Genomic DNA, 20,679 nt, shown 5'->3' with positions numbered 1-20,679 from the left:
ATTAGAGACCTTCCACAGTGATGCCCATGGAACGGGCGCTACCAGCGATTGTTCTAACAGCTGCGTCCATATCGGCTGCTGTCAAATCTGGCATTTTTGCTTTAGCGATTTCTTCCGCTTGAGCACGAGTAATTGAACCCACTTTATCGGTATGAGGACGTGGTGATCCTTTTTCAATCTTCGCAGCCTTCTTAATCATGATGGTTGCTGGAGGAGTCTTCATGATGAATGTGAAGCTCTTATCAGCAAACGCTGTAATCACGACTGGAATTGGAAGGCCTGGTTCCATGCTCTGAGTTTGAGCATTGAACGCCTTACAGAATTCCATAATGTTAAGGCCGCGTTGACCCAATGCTGGACCTACGGGTGGTGATGGATTTGCTTTACCTGCAGGGATCTGCAGCTTAATAAAGCCAATAATCTTCTTTGCCATGTGTGCTCCTTAAAGCGCGCCTAACCTCATTAGGAAAGACCGCTGTTGAGTAAACGCTTCGCTAGTTTTTGGCTTTCTAGCTCCGCTCCTCGGTTATTGCTAACCACTTAACTACTAACTACTAAAACCAGGACTAAGTCCTTGTTTTTACATCTTTTCTACCTGGCCGAACTCCAGCTCAACTGGGGTACCGCGGCCAAAAATTGTAACAGAAACGCGCAATCTTGACTTCTCATAATTGACTTCTTCGATATTTCCGTTGAAATCAACAAATGGGCCTTCTTTAACTCGCACGATCTCGCCAACCTCAAATAGGGTCTTAGGCTTAGGTTTATCCACCCCAGCCTGCATTTGATCCATGATTTTGGCTACTTCAGCCGTAGAAATTGGGCTTGGACGATTACGAACGCCGCCTACGAAACCGGTTACTTTTGGTGTGTTCTTCACCAAATGCCAGCTCTCATCGGTCATTTCCATCTCAATCAGGACATATCCTGGGAAGAAACGACGCTCGGAAACTGACTTGGTGCCGGACTTGATCTCTACAACCTCTTCGGAAGGGACCAAAATACGGCCAAATTTCTCAGGCATTCCAGAGCGAGCAATACGCTCTTCAAGGCCTCTTTTCACGCTCTTTTCCATTCCGGAATAAGCATGAATGACGTACCAGCGCATATTGCCGATAGCTTGTGGATTAGTAGCTACTTCAGAATCAATCATTTTTTACTCACTTCCAGCCCAAAAAGACTGAAAAAACTAGCCATTCAATCAATTTGTCTGCAGTCCACAAAAACAAGGACATGATCAGAACAAAGCCAAATACGACTAGAGTCATTTGGGTAGTCTCTTTACGAGTTGGCCAAACAACCTTTTTTACTTCATACCAAGAATCTTTTGCGTAGGCGATGAAACGACGCCCATCAGGAGAAATTGCCACAATCAAAACTGCAGCTGCAATGCCGCCAAATAAAACAGCAAGACGAATCAAAATAGATTGATCAGCGAGCGTGTAGTACAGAACTAACGCTGCAACGACGATTAAAGCAGCGAGTACAGTGACCCAGCTGCTTTTTTCTTCAGTATGACTTGCTGTTTGATGAGACATTTTGCTTTCAGTTCAAATCGTGGCAGGGGCGGAGGGCATCGAACCCCCAACCTTTGGTTTTGGAGACCAACGCTCTGCCAATTGAGCTACACCCCTTTATAAAAACTAATTAAAACTTACTACTTAAGCCAAAATCTTTGCAACCACGCCGGCGCCAACAGTGCGGCCACCTTCACGGATCGCAAAACGTAAACCTTCTTCCATCGCGATTGGCGCGATGAGTTTTACGGTAATCGTGACGTTATCGCCAGGCATGACCATTTCTTTGTCTTTTGGCAACTCGATTGAACCAGTTACGTCCGTTGTGCGGAAGTAAAACTGTGGACGATAGTTGTTAAAGAATGGTGTATGACGACCACCTTCGTCTTTACCCAAGATGTACACCTCGGCTGTAAAGTGAGTATGTGGGGTGATTGAACCTGGCTTAGCCAATACTTGGCCGCGCTCAACTTCTTCACGTTTTGTACCGCGTAACAAGATACCAACGTTATCGCCTGCTTGACCTTGGTCGAGCAATTTACGGAACATTTCAACACCAGTACAAGTGGTCTTGAGTGTTGGCTTGATACCGATGATTTCGATCTCTTCGCCTACTTTAACGATACCGCGCTCGATACGACCAGTCACAACAGTACCGCGACCGGAGATAGAGAACACGTCTTCTACTGGCATCAAGAACGCGCCGTCAACAGCACGCTCTGGAGTTGGGATATAAGTATCTAATGCTTCAGCCAATTTCATGATGGCTTCTTTACCCAATGGGCCTTCGTCGCCTTCTAAAGCTAACTTAGCAGAACCTTGGATGATTGGTGTGTCATCGCCAGGGAAGTTGTACTTAGATAAAAGCTCACGAACTTCCATTTCAACGAGTTCTAACAATTCAGCGTCATCAACCATGTCGCATTTGTTCAAGAACACCACGATGTAAGGAACACCCACTTGGCGTGCCAAGAGGATGTGTTCACGAGTTTGTGGCATTGGGCCGTCAGCAGCAGAACAAACCAAAATAGCGCCGTCCATCTGAGCAGCACCAGTAATCATGTTCTTCACGTAGTCAGCATGTCCTGGGCAATCCACGTGTGCGTAGTGACGGTTTGCAGTCTCGTACTCAACGTGCGCAGTATTAATCGTAATACCACGTGCTTTTTCTTCAGGAGCAGCATCGATCTGATCATATGCTTTAGCTTCGCCACCGAATGCTTTAGAAAGCACGGTTGCAATTGCTGCTGTCAATGTAGTTTTACCGTGGTCAACGTGACCGATGGTGCCTACGTTTACGTGCGGTTTTGTCCGCTCGAATTTTTCTTTTGCCATTTTTAATCTGCCTTTAGTTAACTCTTAAACCAAACACGAAATACACAATTAATAAAATCAAACATGGTGCCCATGGGCAGGATCGAACTGCCGACCTCTCCCTTACCAAGGGAGTGCTCTACCACTGAGCCACATGGGCGAAATCTAATGCAACAAATTCTGGAGCGGGATAAGAGAATCGAACTCTTGACCGAAGATTGGAAATCTGCTGTTTTACCATTAAACTAATCCCGCACATCTGGTGGAGGGGGTAGGATTCGAACCTACGTAGGCATAGCCAACAGATTTACAGTCTGCCTCCTTTAGCCGCTCGGACACCCCTCCGCGAACCCAATATTCTGACTCCAAATGGAGTTTCTGTCAATATCTCTAAACGCTTTGCACAAGTAAAAACGCCCAGACCTAAGAGGGTCTGGGCGTCGCATTGGTGCCCGGCAGTTACCTACTTTCACACGGGTAATCCGCACTATCATCGGCGTAAAGTCGTTTCACTGTCCTGTTCGGGATGGGAAGGAGTGGTTCCAACTTGCTATGGTCACCGGGCGTAGAGGGTCGAGTTGCTGATTAAATCAACAACTCTATTTGAGTAAGCATGTAATAAGGATGCAGATTAAATCTGGCAAACATCCAACACAATAGTGCTGGTTATAGGATCAAGCCTAACGGGCAATTAGTATCGGTTAGCTTAATGCATTACTGCACTTCCACACCCGACCTATCAACGTTGTGGTCTTCAACGACCCTTTATGTAGGTTAAACCTACGGGAGATCTCATCTTCAGGCAAGTTTCCCGCTTAGATGCTTTCAGCGGTTATCTCTCCCATTCATAGCTACCCTGCGATGCTTCTGGCGAAACAACAGGTACACCAGCGGAATGTCCACTCCGGTCCTCTCGTACTAGGAGCAGCCCCCGTCAAATCTCCAACGCCCATGGCAGATAGGGACCAAACTGTCTCACGACGTTTTAAACCCAGCTCACGTACCTCTTTAAATGGCGAACAGCCATACCCTTGGGACCGGCTACAGCCCCAGGATGAGATGAGCCGACATCGAGGTGCCAAACACCGCCGTCGATATGAACTCTTGGGCGGTATCAGCCTGTTATCCCCAGAGTACCTTTTATCCGTTGAGCGATGGCCCTTCCATACAGAACCACCGGATCACTATGACCTGCTTTCGCACCTGCTCGACTTGTCGGTCTCGCAGTTAAGCACGCTTTTGCCATTGCACTTTAGGTACGATGTCCGACCGTACCAAGCGTACCTTCGTACTCCTCCGTTACACTTTGGGAGGAGACCGCCCCAGTCAAACTGCCTACCATGCACTGTTCCCGACCCGGATAACGGGCCAAGGTTAGAACCTCAAATAAATCAGGGTGGTATTTCAAGGTTGGCTCCAACAGAACTAGCATCCTGTTATCAACGCCTCCCACCTATCCTACACAGACCGATTCAAAGTCCAATGCAAAGCTACAGTAAAGGTTCATGGGGTCTTTCCGTCTAGCCACGGGTAGATTGCATCATCACAAACATTTCAACTTCGCTGAGTCTCAGGAGGAGACAGTGTGGCCATCGTTACGCCATTCGTGCAGGTCGGAACTTACCCGACAAGGAATTTCGCTACCTTAGGACCGTTATAGTTACGGCCGCCGTTTACTGGGACTTCAATCAAGAGCTTGCACCCCATCATTTAATCTTCCAGCACCGGGCAGGCGTCACACCCTATACGTCCACTTTCGTGTTTGCAGAGTGCTGTGTTTTTATTAAACAGTCGCAGCCACCTTTTTATTGCAACCCTTTCGTCCTCCCCTTGTACAGGGTCAAACTACCAGGGCGTACCTTATCCCGAAGTTACGGTACAAATTTGCCGAGTTCCTTCTCCTGAGTTCTCTCAAGCGCCTTAGAATACTCATCTCGCCCACCTGTGTCGGTTTGCGGTACGGTCTTGTTAGACTGAAGCTTAGAGGCTTTTCTTGGAACCACTTCCAATTGCTTCGCGAATAAATTCGCTCGTCTCACGCCCTTGAATTACGCTACCGGATTTACCTAATAGCCATCTCCAACGTAAGAACCGGGACTTCCAACACCCGGACAACTTTCCGCGATCCGTCCCCCCATCGCATCTAACAATGGTCAAGGAATATTAACCTTGTTCCCATCAGCTACGCATCTCTGCCTCGCCTTAGGGGCCGACTCACCCTGTTCCGATGAACGTTGAACAGGAAACCTTGGGCTTACGGCGAGGGGGCTTTTCACCCCCTTTATCGCTACTCATGTCAGCATTCGCACTTCTGATACCTCCAGCATCCTTTACAAGACACCTTCACAGGCTTACAGAACGCTCTCCTACCATCACATTGCTGTGATCCGCAGCTTCGGTTATATGCTTAGCCCCGTTACATCTTCCGCGCAGGACGACTCGATCAGTGAGCTATTACGCTTTCTTTAAAGGATGGCTGCTTCTAAGCCAACCTCCTGACTGTTTTAGCCTTCCCACTTCGTTTCCCACTTAGCATATATTAGGGACCTTAGCTGGCGGTCTGGGTTGTTTCCCTCTTGACACCGGACGTTAGCACCCGATGTCTGTCTCCCGTGCTTGCACTTGTAGGTATTCGGAGTTTGCTATGGCGCAGTAATCCGCAATGGACCCCACTACCATGACAGTGCTCTACCCCCTACAGTGATACACGAGGCACTACCTAAATAGTTTTCGGAGAGAACCAGCTATTTCCAGTTTTGTTTAGCCTTTCACCCCTATCCACAGCTCATCCCCTAACTTTTCAACGTTAGTGGGTTCGGTCCTCCAGTACGTGTTACCGCACCTTCAACCTGGCCATGGATAGATCAACTGGTTTCGGGTCTACACCCAGCAACTAGCGCCCTATTCGGACTCGCTTTCGCTACGCCTTCCCTATTCGGTTAAGCTTGCTACTGAATGTAAGTCGCTGACCCATTATACAAAAGGTACGCAGTCACCCCTTACGAGGCTCCTACTGTTTGTATGCACACAATTTCAGGATCTATTTCACTCCCCTCCCGGGGTTCTTTTCGCCTTTCCCTCACGGTACTTGTTCACTATCGGTCGATTACGAGTATTTAGCCTTGGAGGATGGTCCCCCCATATTCAGACAGGATTTCACGTGTCCCGCCCTACTTGTCTCTAGCCTAGTACCACTCAATAATTTTCACATACGGGACTATCACCCTTTATTGTTGGACTTTCCATTCCATTCTGTTAATTACTGAGATATCACTAGAAGGCTCTTCCCATTTCGCTCGCCACTACTCTGGGAATCTCGGTTGATGTCTTTTCCTCTTGCTACTTAGATGTTTCAGTTCACAAGGTTCGCTTCTCATACCCTATGTATTCAGGTATGGATACCACAAAAGTGGTGGGTTTCCCCATTCAGAAATCCCCGGATCAAAGCTTATTTACCAGCTCCCCGGGGCTTATCGCAGGTTATAACGTCTTTCGTCGCCTGTAATCGCCAAGGCATCCATCATGTGCACTTATTCACTTGATCCTATAACGAGCACCATTGCTAGTACCTGTTACAGGTTTACTTCTACTTCTGACATGTTTGCCGTAATCCAAACTGTAAGTACTTTGTTAAGAACTTGGTAAAACTCGTTTGTATTACTGATTGATGATTCAATCTTTACCCTTATTACATTGTCAAATGTCCTCTCAAAGAAACATTTGACACTTTGCTTACTCAAATTTTTAAAGAACAGCCATAAATGGCAAAACTAAACGATTAAATATTCGCTTAGTTTTGACATTTAGATGATGGTGGAGGATGACGGGATCGAACCGACGACCCCCTGCTTGCAAAGCAGGTGCTCTCCCAGCTGAGCTAATCCCCCAACGTCCCACTAAGTCTTGTTTCTGGCTGGTGGTGGGTCTGGTAGGACTTGAACCTACGACCCCTGCGTTATCAACACAGTGCTCTAACCAGCTGAGCTACAGACCCGTGGCTTTTATTGTCAACCGATAAGTGTGGGCACTAGGATTCAGCATCTTTTCTCTAGAAAGGAGGTGATCCAGCCGCACCTTCCGATACGGCTACCTTGTTACGACTTTACCCCAGTCATGAACCCTGCCGTGGCAGTCGCCCTCCTTGCGGTTAGGCTAACGGCTTCTGGCAAAACCCACTCCCATGGTATGACGGGCGGTGTGTACAAGACCCGGGAACGTATTCACCGCGACATTCTGATCCGCGATTACTAGCGATTCCAGCTTCACGTAGTCGAGTTGCAGACTACGATCCGGACTACGATGCATTTTCTGAGATTAGCTCCCCCTCGCGGGTTGGCAACCCTCTGTATGCACCATTGTATGACGTGTGAAGCCCTACCCATAAGGGCCATGAGGACTTGACGTCATCCCCACCTTCCTCCGGTTTGTCACCGGCAGTCTCTTTAGAGTGCTCTTGCGTAGCAACTAAAGACAAGGGTTGCGCTCGTTGCGGGACTTAACCCAACATCTCACGACACGAGCTGACGACAGCCATGCAGCACCTGTGTTCACTTTCTCTTACGAGCACCTAATGTATCTCTACTTCGTTAGTGACATGTCAAGGGTAGGTAAGGTTTTTCGCGTTGCATCGAATTAATCCACATCATCCACCGCTTGTGCGGGTCCCCGTCAATTCCTTTGAGTTTTAATCTTGCGACCGTACTCCCCAGGCGGCTGACTTCACGCGTTAGCTACGTTACTCAGGATGTAAATCCCGAACAACTAGTCAGCATCGTTTAGGGCGTGGACTACCAGGGTATCTAATCCTGTTTGCTCCCCACGCTTTCGTGCATGAGCGTCAGTGTTATCCCAGGGGGCTGCCTTCGCCATTGGTATTCCTCCACATATCTACGCATTTCACTGCTACACGTGGAATTCTACCCCCCTCTGACACACTCTAGCTATACAGTCACAGGCGCCATTCCCAGGTTAAGCCCGGGGATTTCACGCCTGTCTTGTATAACCGCCTGCGCACGCTTTACGCCCAGTAATTCCGATTAACGCTTGCACCCTACGTATTACCGCGGCTGCTGGCACGTAGTTAGCCGGTGCTTATTCTTCAGGTACCGTCATTCCCGGACTGTGTTAGAGCCGGTGTTTCTTCCCTGACAAAAGAGCTTTACAACCCGAAGGCCTTCTTCACTCACGCGGCATTGCTGGATCAGGGTTTCCCCCATTGTCCAAAATTCCCCACTGCTGCCTCCCGTAGGAGTCTGGGCCGTGTCTCAGTCCCAGTGTGGCTGATCGTCCTCTCAGACCAGCTACTGATCGTCGCCTTGGTGGGCTTTTACCCCACCAACAAGCTAATCAGGCATCGGCCGCTCTAATCGCGCGAGGTCTTTCGATCCCCCGCTTTCCCCCTCAGGGCGTATGCGGTATTAGCACAGCTTTCGCTGCGTTATCCCCCACGATAAGGTACGTTCCGATGTATTACTCACCCGTTCGCCACTCGCCACCAGGTGCAAGCACCCGTGCTGCCGTTCGACTTGCATGTGTAAGGCATGCCGCCAGCGTTCAATCTGAGCCAGGATCAAACTCTTCAGTTCAATTCCTGTGATCCTTGCGGATCGTCGCACTCATTCAAGAAATTGACTTGGTAATAAAACCAAATCTTTTTACTGTCTATGAGTACTATTTATTTACATCTGTCCCGAAGGACTGGATGCTTTCACTTAGTACCCACAATTATCGGTTGACTAATTTTTAAAGAGGGCTGACTTGTTTTTCGTATTTCGTAAAACATTCAGCAGAGAGGTGAGACTATATCCCACATTTTTAGGGTCGTCAACACCTTTCGTACTCTTTTACTTAAAAAAGGCTAAGTTTTTTCTTAGTTTAAAAATATATCCAATTAAAACAATGGGTTATATTTCGAAAAAAATTTCAACTTTTTTTCGAAATTTCTTATTTTTTAAGGTTTAGCCCTAAACAAACCAAAAATTACGCTGTTTTTTGATGCTGATTTGGCCTATTTGCAACAAACTTAGGGAAAACCCTGTAATTTTTAGCTATCCCTGCTAAAATATTGCTATGCACAATAAATTAGCGAATAGTCACTTACCTTCAAGCCCATATATGGCTGGGCAGGCTGTACCCGTTCGCGAACTTCACGCTGGATATAGACAGGAAATATTGAATCATTTACTACAACTAAATGATGAAGATAGGCGGCTACGGTTTGGCACCCAGACTCCTGATGAGGTGATTCGTCACTATGTAGAAGGTCTTGATTTCAATCGGGATGTCATTTTTGGTGTTTTCAATTTAGATCTGAAGCTAGTTGGTATGGCCCATCTAGCCTATTTGCCTGAGCATAAGGGTGAGGCGCGAGCTGCTGAATTTGGTGTGTCTGTGTTACCAGAAGGGCGCTCCCAGGGCCTGGGCACAGCGTTGTTACAACGCTCAGCCGTTCACTCACGCAATACCAGCATTGAAACCCTTTACGTTCATTGTCTTGCCAATAACAAAGCCATGATGCATTTGGCTCAAAAGGCAGGGATGACCGTTGAATACGCCTATGGCGATGCTGATGCTTGCCTTAAGTTGCCCCCAGCAAATCCCGCGACTATTGTGGAAGAGGCTGCCAATGCGCAGTGGGCTGGCATGGACTACGCCCTAAAAGAAAACCTCAAACGCTCTAATCAAGCCTGGTGGTGGCTCTTAGGAAGACCCGGTCTAGCGCCTTAACTTCTAGCCTTAGTTTTTGTTGGGTGCGCCACGCAATATCCAGCTAGTTAATGTAGATAAATCCGCATCACTCAATTTTGAGTTGGCCGGCATAGGCACAATGCCCCAAGAACCAGACCCTCCTTTAGCAATTTTATTTTTTAAAAATGCTTGAGCATTGGGGTCGCTCTTATATTTTTCTGCCACCGCTTGAAAACTAGGGCCAACAATTTTTTTATTGATTGCATGGCAGCCCAAGCAAGCATTTTGTTTTGCAAGTGCGAATGCATTCTCGTCTTGAATATTCGCCTGCGCAGTAGGCAAGAAATAAGCGAGCACTGTAAATAAAAAAACTATTTTTACAATCGCTCGCTTTTTAAACATCACCAACCTACGAAAAAATTATTGAAATTTTGGAGGGCTACTAGGTTGAGTTTGATCTGCTTTGCCTTGCTTTTCTAGACGCACTTTTTCTTCTTCAGAAATGATGTCAAAGTAAACGTAAACATCTTTTACGCCATTTGCATTACTCGCAACTTTCTTAGCAAGGTCAGCCTCACTTTGAGTCAAGATGCCCATAAGATAAACGCTGCTACTTTCTGCGACTATAACCATAGAGTTTGACGGCAACTGATCTGTAAAGACCATTTGTGTTTTGATCTTAGATTCAAGATAAGAATCGTTTGCACGTGATGTGTAGCTACTGTTGGGTCCAATAACCAATTCATTAAACACGGCTCGCGCATTTTTCATCGCCTTGACATAAGCGCCTGCCTCACCCTCAATATCAGCATCCTTCACTTCGCCAGTGAGCAATACTTTTTGATTAAATGAAGTCACGTTAATGTGTGCGTTATCGCCAAAGCGTTTTGCTAACGCATTTTCTGCCTCTAACTCAATTCCTTTATCGATTGCTTGTACGGCTGGTGTGCGACGGTCTGCGAGCACTGTTGCTCCAGCAGCAACACCGCCAACAGCCAATACCCCACACGCAGTTAACTGCGTGACTATGAGTAAAACAATAAGTAATTTAAACGTGGAAAAAATTTTCATGGATCTGTTTTCTAATGTGAGCTATCAATAATTTTTAATCAAGCAAAACATGATCTACGCCATCACATAAAGCATGCAGCAAAACCAAATGCGTTTCTTGAATGCGCGCTGTACGCGTTGATGGTGCGCACAAGTGAATATCATCTTTATCTAATAACTGAGCTATCTTGCCGCCACCATTGCCGGTGAATGCAATAATTTTCATACCGAGCTTTTTGGCAGCCTCAATGGCTTTAATCACGTTCTTCGAATTCCCTGAGGTTGAAATACCCAACAGAATGTCACCTTTTTTCCCAAGACCGCGAACTTGCTTACTAAAAATCTCATCGTAGCTATAGTCATTTCCAATGGCCGTAAGAATTGAAGTGTCGGTCGTCAAAGCAATTGCAGCCAACTCTTGGCGCTCCCTTTCAAAACGACCAACGAGCTCTGCTGCAAAGTGCTGCGCATCGGCTGCAGAACCACCATTGCCACAGGCCATGATCTTACCGCCGGCACGCAAACAATCGACCATCGCCAGTACGCCCCTAGCAACAGATTCGGGGAGCAGTTTTTCAGCCTCTTGTTTCACGGCAATGCTGTCCAGAAAATGCTGGGAGGCACGCAGACGCAAACGTTCGTTGATATCTTTTTCCATAACAATATTATGCGCCAAAGATGTCCTAATTTCAGTAGCAATCAGCTTATCCCAAAAGCAACGTATCCTCTTACTAATTGTTTAACTTTTTGCAGGCAGCCCCCATGGAACTTAGCTCTTTCGATTTCTTAAAGCAGCAGGATTTACCTGTAGGAGCTCTGTATATGGTTGCGACACCTATCGGCAATTTGGGCGACATTACTTTACGCGCCCTGCATGTTCTCAATTCAGTCGATGGGATTGCTTGTGAAGACACCAGACATAGTGCGGCATTACTCCAACAATTTGGCATTCATAAAAAATGTTTAGCGTTGCACGAACACAATGAAATTGGCGGCGCTCAAACAGTCATACAACACCTTTTGAACAATGAGCGCTGGGCTTATATTTCAGATGCCGGAACCCCGGGAGTCTCGGACCCAGGGGCAAAGCTGGTAAATGAGGTTCAAAAAGCAGGGCTAAGAGTAATTCCCATTCCGGGCGCAAGCGCTGTATCAAGCGCCATCTCAGCAGCCGGCTCAGTGATGCATCACTCGGAAGGACGCTTTCAGTTTTTAGGTTTTTGGCCCAATAAAACTAAAGAGCGTGATGCTCTGCTGCACGATATCTCCAGCAGCAAAAAGGCAAGCATCTTTTTCGAGTCTCCGCACCACATTAAAGAAACACTTGCATTGCTTGCAAAAAATTTAGAGGCTGATCGTCAGCTTTTAGTCTGCCGTGAGTTAACCAAAAAATTTGAGCAACTAGTGCCACTTCAAGCGCAAGACGTTACTCACTGGCTAGAGGTGGCAGAGAGCCTTAAGGGTGAATTTGTCATCGTGGTTGCAGGGCGATCAGCCAATAGCGATGAGACTCCAGAGCATTCAGCTCTCTTGTTGTGGGCTAATGCGCTGAGCCCTTATATGGGGAGCAAAGAAATTGCTGCCGTTCTTTCGCAAACTTTAGGCCTCACAAAAAAAGAAGCCTATCAAGTTGCCTTAGATGCAAAGAGTGAATAAATGAAAATAAAAAAGCTGGCACAAGGCCAGCTTTTAAATATGCGCTAAAGACTTATTTGGCGCTAGTAGCAGGAGCCGCAGGCTCGCTAGCATCTTTAAAATTGAGTTGCCCCACTGGCTTAATAATTTGATCGGCAGATGCAGATGAATCTGCGCGCTTGCCATTGTTCACAAACACCATTAATAACAAAATGATGATGAGTGGCACGAAAAAGCTTGCGAACACCATGATGATGAGTTGTTTTGGGGACTTAATTAGACTTCCGTGCTCGTTGCTCATAAGAATTTATCGTTTGACGGGTTTCAGGGTTGTTTTGTCGAGATTATAACTAGAGAGAAGGGTTATAGACACTTACAATAGAGGGGTAACCAGTTTTTCCACTAGCGCCCGTAGCTCAGTGGATAGAGTATTGGCCTCCGAAGCCAAGGGTCGCAGGTTCGATTCCTGCCGGGCGCGCCAAAAATCAAGGGGTTTTTGACCTACATCATGCGTGAAATTGCGAAAACCGCTATCATTTGCACCTAACTTATTGATTCTTATCGTGTCTACACATCTAAATACCGCCCTTTCAGAGCCTTCCCTAACTAATCCTTTGCACCCAGAGGCGCCATTACCGCATCGAAAAATCATTCGAAGCTGGCTAATCCCGATGGCACAGGGCGAAACTGGGCGCGCAATCATGCTCCTAGCAATTGATGCCTTCCTCTGGCTTGGCTGTATCGCAGGAACAATCTTCGTAGAGAGCGTGTTGCTCAAAATTGTTTTTGGTTTGATTGCCGGTTTTGTAACAGGTCGCATCTTTATATTGGGTCACGATGCTTGCCATCAAAGTTACACACCCAATCGCGAACTGAACAAAGTGTTAGGTCGTATTGCGTTCTTGCCATCTCTCACACCATATAGCTTGTGGGATGTTGGTCATAACGTTGTACATCACGGTCAAACCAATCTAAAGGGTTTTGATTTTGTATGGGCACCCCTATCAAAATCAGAATACGACGCACTTCCCCCGTTGCGTAAGGCTCTAGAGCGCCTTTACCGTAGCGGCTGGGGCCCTGTTTTTTATTACCTCATTGAAATTTGGTGGAGACGTGAGTACTTCCCAAATGCAAAAAACAAACCTGGTGATCGTCCCATTTTCTTAAAAGACAATTTGCTTGTTACCGCATTTGCAATCATTTGGATTGGTTGCTTAATTGCTGGAGCCATCGCTACCGGGCAGTCTATTTGGATTGGCTTGATCACTGGCTTTGCGGTGCCATTCTTGTTCTGGAACGGCATGATTGGATTTGTGGTTTACGTGCACCATACCCATCCAAAAGTCTCTTGGTATGACAAGAAATCGGAGTGGTTACGCGCCCAGCCGTTTGTATCCACAACCGTTCACCTGACTTTTAACTGGATTTGGGGCAAATTGATGCACCACATCATGGAGCACACTGCGCACCATGTGGATATGAGCGTACCGCTTTATCGCCTGCCAGAGGCCCAACAGACCCTAGAAACGATCCTTCCAGATCGTATTTTTGTGCAAAAGTTCTCTTGGAGCTGGTATTTTGATACTGCGCGTAAGTGCAAGCTCTATGACTTTGAAAACAAGGCCTGGTTAGATTTTGACGGCAACAAAACGGCTGATTCGGTTCGGGTTGTGCTAACCCCAGCCCCAGCGGGACAAAACGGGTAAAATAGATCTCTGTATAAGATTTGCCTTACCCGGATTACCCATGACTACATCGACTCCAGCAGCTACCCAAGAAACCTCCCAGAGCCTGAAATTTTGCTCTTCTTGCAGCCGTGAAAAACGACTTGAGGGTGGCACATGGATTCCGACAAGCAATCGCAAACAACGTTGGATTTGCGCAAGTTGCCTCTACAACCGTACGCATCGTACCGGTTCAGCAAAAACCTAATTACTCACTTGTAGTTCAAATATCTAGATTCATTAATTAGCTACGCGCCATCTCCCACATAGGGGTTCGTTTTGCGCTCTTGACCAAACGTCGACATTGGTCCGTGACCAGGAACAAACTGTACATCATCTCCCAAGGGCCACAATTTGGTTTTAATCGCATTAATTAAATCTGCATGATTACCACGCGGAAAATCAGTTCTGCCAATTGAGCCCGCGAATAAAACATCGCCCACAATTGCAAGACGATCTTCTTTGTCAAAAAATACAACGTGACCAGGTGTGTGACCAGGGCAATGAAATACCTCTAGATCAATATTTCCCACCTGCACATGATCGCCATTATTTAACCAACGATCAGGCTCGAAAACTTTGGCATGCCCAAAACCAAAACGCACTGTTTGTTCTGGCAGCTGATCAATCCAAAAACGCTCCTCTTCTTGTGGCCCCTCAATAGGCACACCAAGCTGATCAGCCAAGTCTTTGGCGGCCGCGCAGTGATCTAAATGTCCATGCGTCAGTAATATCTTTTTAACCTTGCCACCCATCTGCTTAACGCCCTCAAGGATCTTTTCAATATCCCCGCCAGGATCAACGACAGCAGCATCGCCAGTCTCCTGGCAAACCAAAATCGAGCAATTTTGCTCATACGGAGTAACAGGAACAATTCCTAATTTAATTGGCATACGTACAAATAGTTAAGTGAATCATTGGGGAAAGCTAGTTTAGGGGAGTCGGCATAAAATGCACCTAAAGGATAAAACAATGAATAGCCAAGATACATTTAAATTTGCAGAAACTCACGAATGGGCCGATCAGGAAAATGACGGTTTAGTGTGGGTTGGCATTAGCAATCATGCGCAAGAAGCGCTAGGTGATGTGATGTTCTTTCAAGCCCCAAAACTTGGACAACAAGTAAAGCAAGGTGAGGCTATTGCCGTTATTGAGTCGGTAAAGGCGGCTAGCGATATTCATGCACCCATAAGCGGGGAGATTGTTGCCCTCAATGAAGCAGTGGATGCATCACCCGAGATCGTCAATGAAAATCCATACGGTGTTTGGCTATTCAAAATCAAACCCGCCTCCGATGAAATTCTTAACGAAGAACTCAATCAACTCCTGACCCCAGAAATATATAACGCGGGCCCTGGCGCCTGATATCTGAAATCAATCAGATTGAAATAGGGTCGCGCTCAATTAACCAACGAATGCGCCCTTCTTTACTAATGCGCCCCTGAGAGTTCTCTCGCAAATAAAGATCCATCGCCTCTAAGATTTCTTGCAGGGTTTTTCGATCATCAGACTCCACCAGAAGTTGAGCGCGCTCCGATCCAGCTACTCGCATCATCGCCTTAGGTACTGGATCATAGACTCTGAGGCCTTTATTGATGTGGCCCCGAGACTTTAAATATCCTTTCAAACCACTCAAAAACTGAATTGCTTTATCTAAACTTTTAGCCTCAGCATGGATGAGAGCCTGATAGGCAAATGGCGGCAAACCCGCTTCTTTTCTTTCATTGGCCGTAAAGCTTAAAAACCCATCTACGTCATGGCGCAGTAAAAACTGAAAAACCGCAGATTCTGGGAACTGGGTTTCAATATAAATAGCGCCGCCTGCTTCACCATCCTTATTGGATCGCCCAGCCCGTCCTGCAACCTGAACTAGCTGTGCAAATAATCGCTCTGCAGCCCTAAAATCTTGAGAAAACAATCTGCTGTCAGCATCCAATACAGCTACTAAGCCAATATTTTGGTAATCGTGCCCCTTGGCAATCATCTGGGTCCCAACCACAATATCGACATTGCCTTCGTGAATTTCCTGAAAGAGCTCTTCGGCACCCTTACTCTTTCTGCTGGAGTCTGTATCGACTCGCAGCACTCTTGCAGCCAGCCACATCTCCTCAATAGCATCTTCAATCTTTTGAGTTCCCTGTCCCAAGGTCTTCAAGTCGGCATTGCCACAATCAGGGCAATGGTTTGGAATCAATTTAACCAAGCCGCAATGGTGGCAACTTAAAACTGATTTCCTGCTTAATGCTCCAGCTTTATGCAGCACCATATAGGAGCTGCATTGCTCGCATCTTGAGAGCCATGAGCAAGCGCCACAGCTAAGCACTGGAGCATAACCTCGTCGGTTGATCAGTATTAAGCTTTGCTGCTTATTTTCTAGATTCTGACTAACCGCATTCGCAAGGGTTTTAGTAATCAGGCTTTTGGATTTTGGCTTCTCTATATCACCCGGACTAAATTGCGTTTGTGGATCGCGCGTATTGATCAAATGCACTTTTGGCAAACTTGCGCCTTGAGCGCGCTGATCTAGGCGAATATATTCATAACGACCAGCCCTGGCAGCCATCCAAGTCTCAAGCGATGGTGTAGCAGAGGCCAATAAGATCGGTATCTTAAGGTCGTGGGCACGCCATATCGCAAGATCCCTTGCAGAGTAACGAATACCATCTTGCTGTTTATAAGATGGATCATGCTCTTCATCCACAACAATGGCGCGTAGATTAGGAAGGGGGGTTAATGCAGCCAATCTTGTTCCCAAAATAATTTGGGCCTGACCAGTCATCGCCTCATACCAAGCAATGCCTCTTACTTTCTCACTGACACCGCTATGAAGCACCACCATTTTTTTATCTGGAAAATAAGCGCGCACTCTGCGCTCCAACTGTGGCGTTAAATTAATTTCAGGGACCAAGAGCAATACTTGTGCACTCGCATCCTCCAAAATACCACTCAACCAATTTAAAAATACAGCAGTCTTTCCACTACCAGTTTGTCCCTGCAACAGTATTGCTTTGAATTCTCCCGAAGGAATAGTGCGTAATTTTTCTAAGGCGAGTTTTTGACCATCGTTCAGCTGGGCCTCATCAACAAATCCCTCAACGGCCTCTAGCTTGTTTTTTTTCTTTTGCTTTTCTTGATCTGCAGCTAATTTCTTGGGGATCTTTTCCCAATCATCAGGCTTTTTCCACATCTGTGGAATGGTGGGAATAATGGTCTCGCCTAGCGCATGAATGTAATACTGGCTGGCAAAGTTCATTAACTTCAATATTGCAGGGTCCAAGGGGGGAAGGGGCGCAATCTTGCTTACCCCTTTTAATTTATCTAGTTCATAATCCGAGTGAGCACTTACTTTAATTACCAATCCCACCAGTGAGCTGTGCCCAAAGGGAACCTCAACTATTACCCCCACTTGTGGGTCGCACCCTAATGCCTCTTCGTCCCACAAGTAGTCAAAGCCCTGGGCAAGGGGCTTATCAACAACAACTTGGACAACGATTGGAGGGGGCATGATTTACTTCAAATCTCTAGTTTGCTTGTGGATAAGTCTGTGGATATCATCCGAGGATTCTGATTTATAAGCTAATTTATCAGCTTTCGGATTCTGCACCCTTTTAAAGCTTTTTAGTAATTATTTATATAAATCAGTAACTTACAAAGATATTCGAAAGTGAATTTTCATCTTTATTCGCAATCTCACTGAATTTCGAATTTTCCCGCTATCTGTGCATAACTTTCGCCAAAAATCCTAGCGGCAAGTTAGCAATCACTCAGTATTACGACTTTGTCCTGAGAGCCCTTGAGCGCTCAATGACCGCTTCGGCGAGAGCCGTAACACTTTCAGGAGGGGTAAATTGAGAAATCCCATGCCCTAGGTTAAAGACATGTCCGTCTAGAGGATGTAAGCCCGATTTAAGGGCTGGAGCACTCGCCAAATCCTCAAGCAGGAGGTTTGCTTGCTGCGCAATTTGTTTTGGCTCTGAGAACAGAATAAGCGGGTCTAAATTACCTTGCAATGCTAATGGCTTGTTCAATGCCAGCAATTGTTTGCGTGCGCGACTCAGCGACATTGTCCAATCAATGGCAATAACATCAGCACCAACTTGCGCCATATCGTTCAACCAAATCCCGCCGCCTTTGGTAAACATGATTACTGGAATTTTTCTGCCTTCATGTTCGCGTGGCAATAAAGAAATCACTTTTTGCATTGAGGCCAGAGACATTTTTTGATACCAGCCATCTGGCAGCATTCCACCCCAAGTATCAAAAATCATCAAAGCTTGAGCGCCTGCTTTAACTTGCTCTATCAAATAGGCTGCCACTGACTGAGCATTAATATCAAGGATATGCTGCATCAAGTCAGGACGACTAAACATCATCGTTTTGGCATGACGAAAATCATCGGCACTTGAACCATCAACCATATAGCACGCCAATGTCCACGGGCTTCCCGAGAAACCAATTAATGGAACACGCTGCTTGCCATCCTGTATCAATGCTTTCCGAATTTCTGAAACCGCATCAAATACATATTTGAGCTGATCCATGTCAGCAACGCGTAATTTCATAACCGCCTCTTCAGTGCGAAGAGGATGTTCAAAGCTTGGGCCTTCGCCAGCGGTAAATTTCAAGCCCAATCCCATGGCATCAGGGATAGTCAAAATATCGGAGAATAAAATCGCCGCATCCAATGGATAGCGATCTAAAGGTTGAAGGGTTACTTCAGTAGCGTATGCAGGATTTTTTGCGAGCCCTAAAAAACTTCCAGCTCTGGCGCGAGTAGCGTTGTACTCGGGAAGATATCGACCGGCTTGACGCATGAGCCAAAGCGGTGTTTGATCAACCGCTTCGCCCAGGCAGGCCTTTAAAAACCGATCATTTAACAGCAAGGAGATGACCAGCTATTACTTTTTACGACGGAAACGTGCAATTGCAGCCAGCTGTGCAGCCGCCATTGCAAACTCAGATTGGGCCAAAGCCAAATCAAAGTCAGTGCCACGGTTTTGCATCGCTTCTTCAGCACGTTTCTTAGCTTCAATCGCTTTAGCTTCATCAAGATCATGTCCGCGAATAGCGGTATCCGCTAAAACAGTAACGCGATCTGGCTGAACTTCTAAATAGCCACCTGCTACGAAAACAAACTCTTCATCACCATCAGCTTTTTCAATACGAACTGAGCCTGGACGAATACGTGTAATCAAAGGAGTGTGGCCGCGCAAAATGCCGAGCTCCCCACTTTCGCCAGGAAGTGCAACAAACTTGGCTTCCCCGCTGAAAATAGACTGCTCAGTACTCACTACATCGACGCGTATGGTTGACATAATTTCCCTAGATTAAAGCTTCTTGGCTTTCTCGATGGCTTCATCAATTGAACCCACCATGTAGAACGCTTGCTCAGGCAAGTGATCCAATTCGCCGCTGCAGATCATTTTGAAACCACGAATAGTTTCTTTCAATGGAACGTATTTGCCTGGTGAACCAGTAAACACTTCAGCAACGTGGAAAGGCTGTGACAAGAAACGCTGAATCTTACGAGCACGTGATACAGATAACTTATCTTCAGGTGACAACTCATCCATACCCAAAATAGCAATAATGTCGCGCAACTCTTTGTAACGCTGTAATGTCATCTGTACTTCACGAGCTACTTCGTAGTGCTCTTGACCAACTACTTGTGGGTCGAGCTGACGGCTAGTGGAATCCAATGGATCAACCGCTGGATAAATACCCAATGCAGCAATATCACGTGACAACACAACTGTGGAGTCAAGGTGCAAGAAGGTTGTAGCTGGTGACGGATCGGTCAAGTCATCCGCAGGAACGTAAACGGCCTGAATAGAGGTAACGGAACCAGTCTTGGTAGAAGTAATACGCTCTTGCAATTTGCCCATCTCTTCAGCCAATGTAGGCTGGTAACCCACAGCAGAAGGCATACGACCGAGTAACGCAGAAACTTCAGTACCGGCCAATGTGTAGCGATAAATATTGTCAACGAAGAACAAAATGTCACGGCCTTCGTCACGGAACGCTTCGGCCATTGTCAAACCAGTTAACGCAACGCGCAAACGGTTGCCAGGAGGTTCATTCATCTGACCAAACACCATCGCTACTTTGTCGATAACGTTAGATTCTTTCATCTCGTGGTAGAAGTCATTACCTTCACGAGTACGCTCACCAACACCGGCGAACACTGATAAACCTGAGTGTTGCTTAGCGATGTTGTTAATCAACTCCATCATGTTCACGGTCTTACCAACACCCGCACCACCGAACAAGCCAACCTTACCGCCTTTAGCAAACGGGCAAACTAAGTCAATAACCTTAATACCAGTTTCTAACAAGTCCACAGAAGGTGAAAGCTCATCAAACTTCGGTGCTGGCTGGTGAATAGCACGACGCTCTTCAGTTGCAATCGGACCTGCGTCATCAATTGGGCGACCTAAAACGTCCATAATGCGCCCAAGTGTTGCTGGGCCAACAGGCACAGAAATTGGACCGCCAGTAGATTTCACTTCCATGCCACGACGCAAACCATCGCTTGCGCCCATGGCAATAGCGCGAACTACGCCGTCACCAATTTGTTGCTGAACTTCAAAGGTCAAACCTTTTTCAGCAAATGATTTTTCACCGCTATCAACTAATGTCAAAGCATCATAAATGTTTGGCATTTTGTCGCGTGGGAACTGAATGTCCACCACTGGACCGATACATTGCACGATATTTCCGTTACTCATCGCATTTCTCCGCTTTTAATTCCT

18 protein-coding genes, 7 tRNA genes and 3 rRNA genes are annotated in these 20,679 nt (G+C 46.5%); 6 read left to right on the top strand and 22 right to left on the bottom strand.

All coding sequences use genetic code 11. The annotated features are described in order from the left end of the window. Window position 1 precedes the first annotated feature (1 nt). The 13 genes from rplK to VC182_RS06975 form a co-directional block, all read right to left on the bottom strand. Window positions 2–433 (bottom strand): 50S ribosomal protein L11, encoded by a 432-nt coding sequence (rplK, locus tag VC182_RS07035; RefSeq protein ID WP_068320088.1) that lies wholly within the window; start codon window positions 431–433, stop codon window positions 2–4. Between the two features lie 147 nt (window positions 434–580). Further along, a complete protein-coding gene (gene nusG / locus VC182_RS07030) occupies window positions 581–1,153 on the bottom strand; it encodes a transcription termination/antitermination protein NusG (RefSeq protein WP_072582060.1) in 573 nt (190 codons plus the stop codon). A gap of 7 nt (window positions 1,154–1,160) precedes the next feature. Beyond that, window positions 1,161–1,538, bottom strand: coding sequence for a preprotein translocase subunit SecE (secE, locus tag VC182_RS07025; protein ID WP_323484933.1), 378 nt, complete (start codon window positions 1,536–1,538; stop codon window positions 1,161–1,163). Between the two features lie 20 nt (window positions 1,539–1,558). After that, window positions 1,559–1,634, bottom strand: a tRNA-Trp gene (locus tag VC182_RS07020). Window positions 1,635–1,661: 27 nt separating this feature from the next. Next, window positions 1,662–2,852 carry an elongation factor Tu gene (tuf, locus tag VC182_RS07015; protein ID WP_071464430.1) on the bottom strand — a complete coding sequence of 397 codons (1,191 nt, stop codon included), beginning with the start codon at window positions 2,850–2,852 and terminating at the stop codon, window positions 1,662–1,664. A gap of 64 nt (window positions 2,853–2,916) precedes the next feature. Further along, window positions 2,917–2,991 (bottom strand) — tRNA-Thr (locus tag VC182_RS07010). Between the two features lie 21 nt (window positions 2,992–3,012). Continuing rightward, window positions 3,013–3,086: transfer RNA gene (locus VC182_RS07005), tRNA-Gly, on the bottom strand. A gap of 5 nt (window positions 3,087–3,091) precedes the next feature. Further along, a tRNA-Tyr gene (locus VC182_RS07000) sits at window positions 3,092–3,176 on the bottom strand. Between the two features lie 105 nt (window positions 3,177–3,281). Beyond that, window positions 3,282–3,395, bottom strand: a 5S ribosomal RNA gene (rrf, locus tag VC182_RS06995). 106 nt (window positions 3,396–3,501) lie between these two features. Then, a 23S ribosomal RNA gene (locus VC182_RS06990) occupies window positions 3,502–6,375 on the bottom strand. A gap of 267 nt (window positions 6,376–6,642) precedes the next feature. After that, a tRNA-Ala gene (locus VC182_RS06985) sits at window positions 6,643–6,718 on the bottom strand. 30 nt (window positions 6,719–6,748) lie between these two features. Further along, a tRNA-Ile gene (locus VC182_RS06980) sits at window positions 6,749–6,825 on the bottom strand. 58 nt (window positions 6,826–6,883) lie between these two features. Then, window positions 6,884–8,416 (bottom strand): 16S ribosomal RNA (locus VC182_RS06975). Together the 16S, 23S and 5S rRNA genes with 5 tRNA genes alongside form the textbook arrangement of a ribosomal RNA operon. A 484-nt stretch (window positions 8,417–8,900) precedes the next feature. On the opposite strand from VC182_RS06975, the gene VC182_RS06970 reads away from it, so the two are divergent. Continuing rightward, complete coding sequence (locus VC182_RS06970) at window positions 8,901–9,557, top strand: GNAT family N-acetyltransferase (RefSeq protein ID WP_071464429.1); 657 nt, start codon at window positions 8,901–8,903, stop codon at window positions 9,555–9,557. Window positions 9,558–9,566: 9 nt separating this feature from the next. On the opposite strand, the gene VC182_RS06965 is transcribed toward VC182_RS06970, so the two are convergent. Genes VC182_RS06965 through VC182_RS06955 form a run of 3 tightly spaced genes read right to left on the bottom strand, consistent with a single transcriptional unit; the run spans window position 9,567 to window position 11,226 of the window. After that, window positions 9,567–9,920, bottom strand: a complete 354-nt coding sequence (locus VC182_RS06965) for a c-type cytochrome (RefSeq protein WP_071464428.1) — start codon at window positions 9,918–9,920, stop codon at window positions 9,567–9,569. An 18-nt stretch (window positions 9,921–9,938) separates the two neighbouring features. After that, on the bottom strand, window positions 9,939–10,589 hold the full coding sequence (locus VC182_RS06960) for a BON domain-containing protein (RefSeq protein WP_323484932.1): 651 nt from the start codon (window positions 10,587–10,589) through the stop codon (window positions 9,939–9,941). Between the two features lie 34 nt (window positions 10,590–10,623). Continuing rightward, window positions 10,624–11,226, bottom strand: a complete 603-nt coding sequence (locus VC182_RS06955) for a phosphoheptose isomerase (protein ID WP_071464426.1) — start codon at window positions 11,224–11,226, stop codon at window positions 10,624–10,626. Between the two features lie 104 nt (window positions 11,227–11,330). On the opposite strand from VC182_RS06955, the gene rsmI reads away from it, so the two are divergent. Next, a complete protein-coding gene (gene rsmI, locus VC182_RS06950) occupies window positions 11,331–12,224 on the top strand; it encodes a 16S rRNA (cytidine(1402)-2'-O)-methyltransferase (RefSeq protein ID WP_071464425.1) in 894 nt (297 codons plus the stop codon). A 52-nt stretch (window positions 12,225–12,276) separates the two neighbouring features. Here rsmI and VC182_RS06945 read toward each other — a convergent pair whose 3' ends face one another. Next, window positions 12,277–12,504, bottom strand: coding sequence for a hypothetical protein (locus tag VC182_RS06945; RefSeq protein WP_236638845.1), 228 nt, complete (start codon window positions 12,502–12,504; stop codon window positions 12,277–12,279). A 104-nt stretch (window positions 12,505–12,608) separates the two neighbouring features. On the opposite strand from VC182_RS06945, the gene VC182_RS06940 reads away from it, so the two are divergent. From VC182_RS06940 to VC182_RS06930, 3 genes are all read left to right on the top strand, one after another. Next, window positions 12,609–12,684 (top strand) — tRNA-Arg (locus VC182_RS06940). Between the two features lie 82 nt (window positions 12,685–12,766). Continuing rightward, window positions 12,767–13,909 (top strand): fatty acid desaturase, encoded by a 1,143-nt coding sequence (locus tag VC182_RS06935; RefSeq protein ID WP_323484931.1) that lies wholly within the window; start codon window positions 12,767–12,769, stop codon window positions 13,907–13,909. A 40-nt stretch (window positions 13,910–13,949) separates the two neighbouring features. Next, window positions 13,950–14,135 (top strand): hypothetical protein, encoded by a 186-nt coding sequence (locus VC182_RS06930; protein WP_041396810.1) that lies wholly within the window; start codon window positions 13,950–13,952, stop codon window positions 14,133–14,135. Between the two features lie 40 nt (window positions 14,136–14,175). Here the strand turns inward: VC182_RS06930 and VC182_RS06925 are convergent, their stop codons facing one another. Further along, window positions 14,176–14,820 (bottom strand): MBL fold metallo-hydrolase, encoded by a 645-nt coding sequence (locus VC182_RS06925; protein ID WP_216860748.1) that lies wholly within the window; start codon window positions 14,818–14,820, stop codon window positions 14,176–14,178. Between the two features lie 79 nt (window positions 14,821–14,899). On the opposite strand from VC182_RS06925, the gene gcvH reads away from it, so the two are divergent. Next, the gene (gene gcvH / locus VC182_RS06920) at window positions 14,900–15,292 is read left to right on the top strand and encodes a glycine cleavage system protein GcvH (RefSeq protein WP_323484930.1); all 393 of its coding nucleotides are present in this window, start codon (window positions 14,900–14,902) and stop codon (window positions 15,290–15,292) included. Between the two features lie 13 nt (window positions 15,293–15,305). Here the strand turns inward: gcvH and priA are convergent, their stop codons facing one another. The 4 genes from priA to atpD form a co-directional block, all read right to left on the bottom strand. Then, complete coding sequence (gene priA, locus VC182_RS06915) at window positions 15,306–17,432, bottom strand: replication restart helicase PriA (protein ID WP_323484929.1); 2,127 nt, start codon at window positions 17,430–17,432, stop codon at window positions 15,306–15,308. Window positions 17,433–17,697: 265 nt separating this feature from the next. Then, window positions 17,698–18,816 (bottom strand): uroporphyrinogen decarboxylase, encoded by a 1,119-nt coding sequence (gene hemE, locus VC182_RS06910; RefSeq protein WP_323484966.1) that lies wholly within the window; start codon window positions 18,814–18,816, stop codon window positions 17,698–17,700. 9 nt (window positions 18,817–18,825) lie between these two features. Then, the gene (locus tag VC182_RS06905) at window positions 18,826–19,242 is read right to left on the bottom strand and encodes a F0F1 ATP synthase subunit epsilon (protein WP_323484928.1); all 417 of its coding nucleotides are present in this window, start codon (window positions 19,240–19,242) and stop codon (window positions 18,826–18,828) included. 12 nt (window positions 19,243–19,254) lie between these two features. Then, entirely contained in the window at window positions 19,255–20,655 is a 1,401-nt protein-coding gene (gene atpD, locus VC182_RS06900) for a F0F1 ATP synthase subunit beta (protein ID WP_072582052.1), read from the bottom strand. Window positions 20,656–20,679: the final 24 nt, after the last annotated feature.

The organism is Polynucleobacter sp. AP-Nickl1-40-C4 (genome assembly GCF_035012665.1).
Lineage (GTDB): Bacteria > Pseudomonadota > Gammaproteobacteria > Burkholderiales > Burkholderiaceae > Polynucleobacter.
Note: the sequence above shows the minus strand (reverse complement) of the source record. Positions and strands in the feature narration are given on the sequence as shown.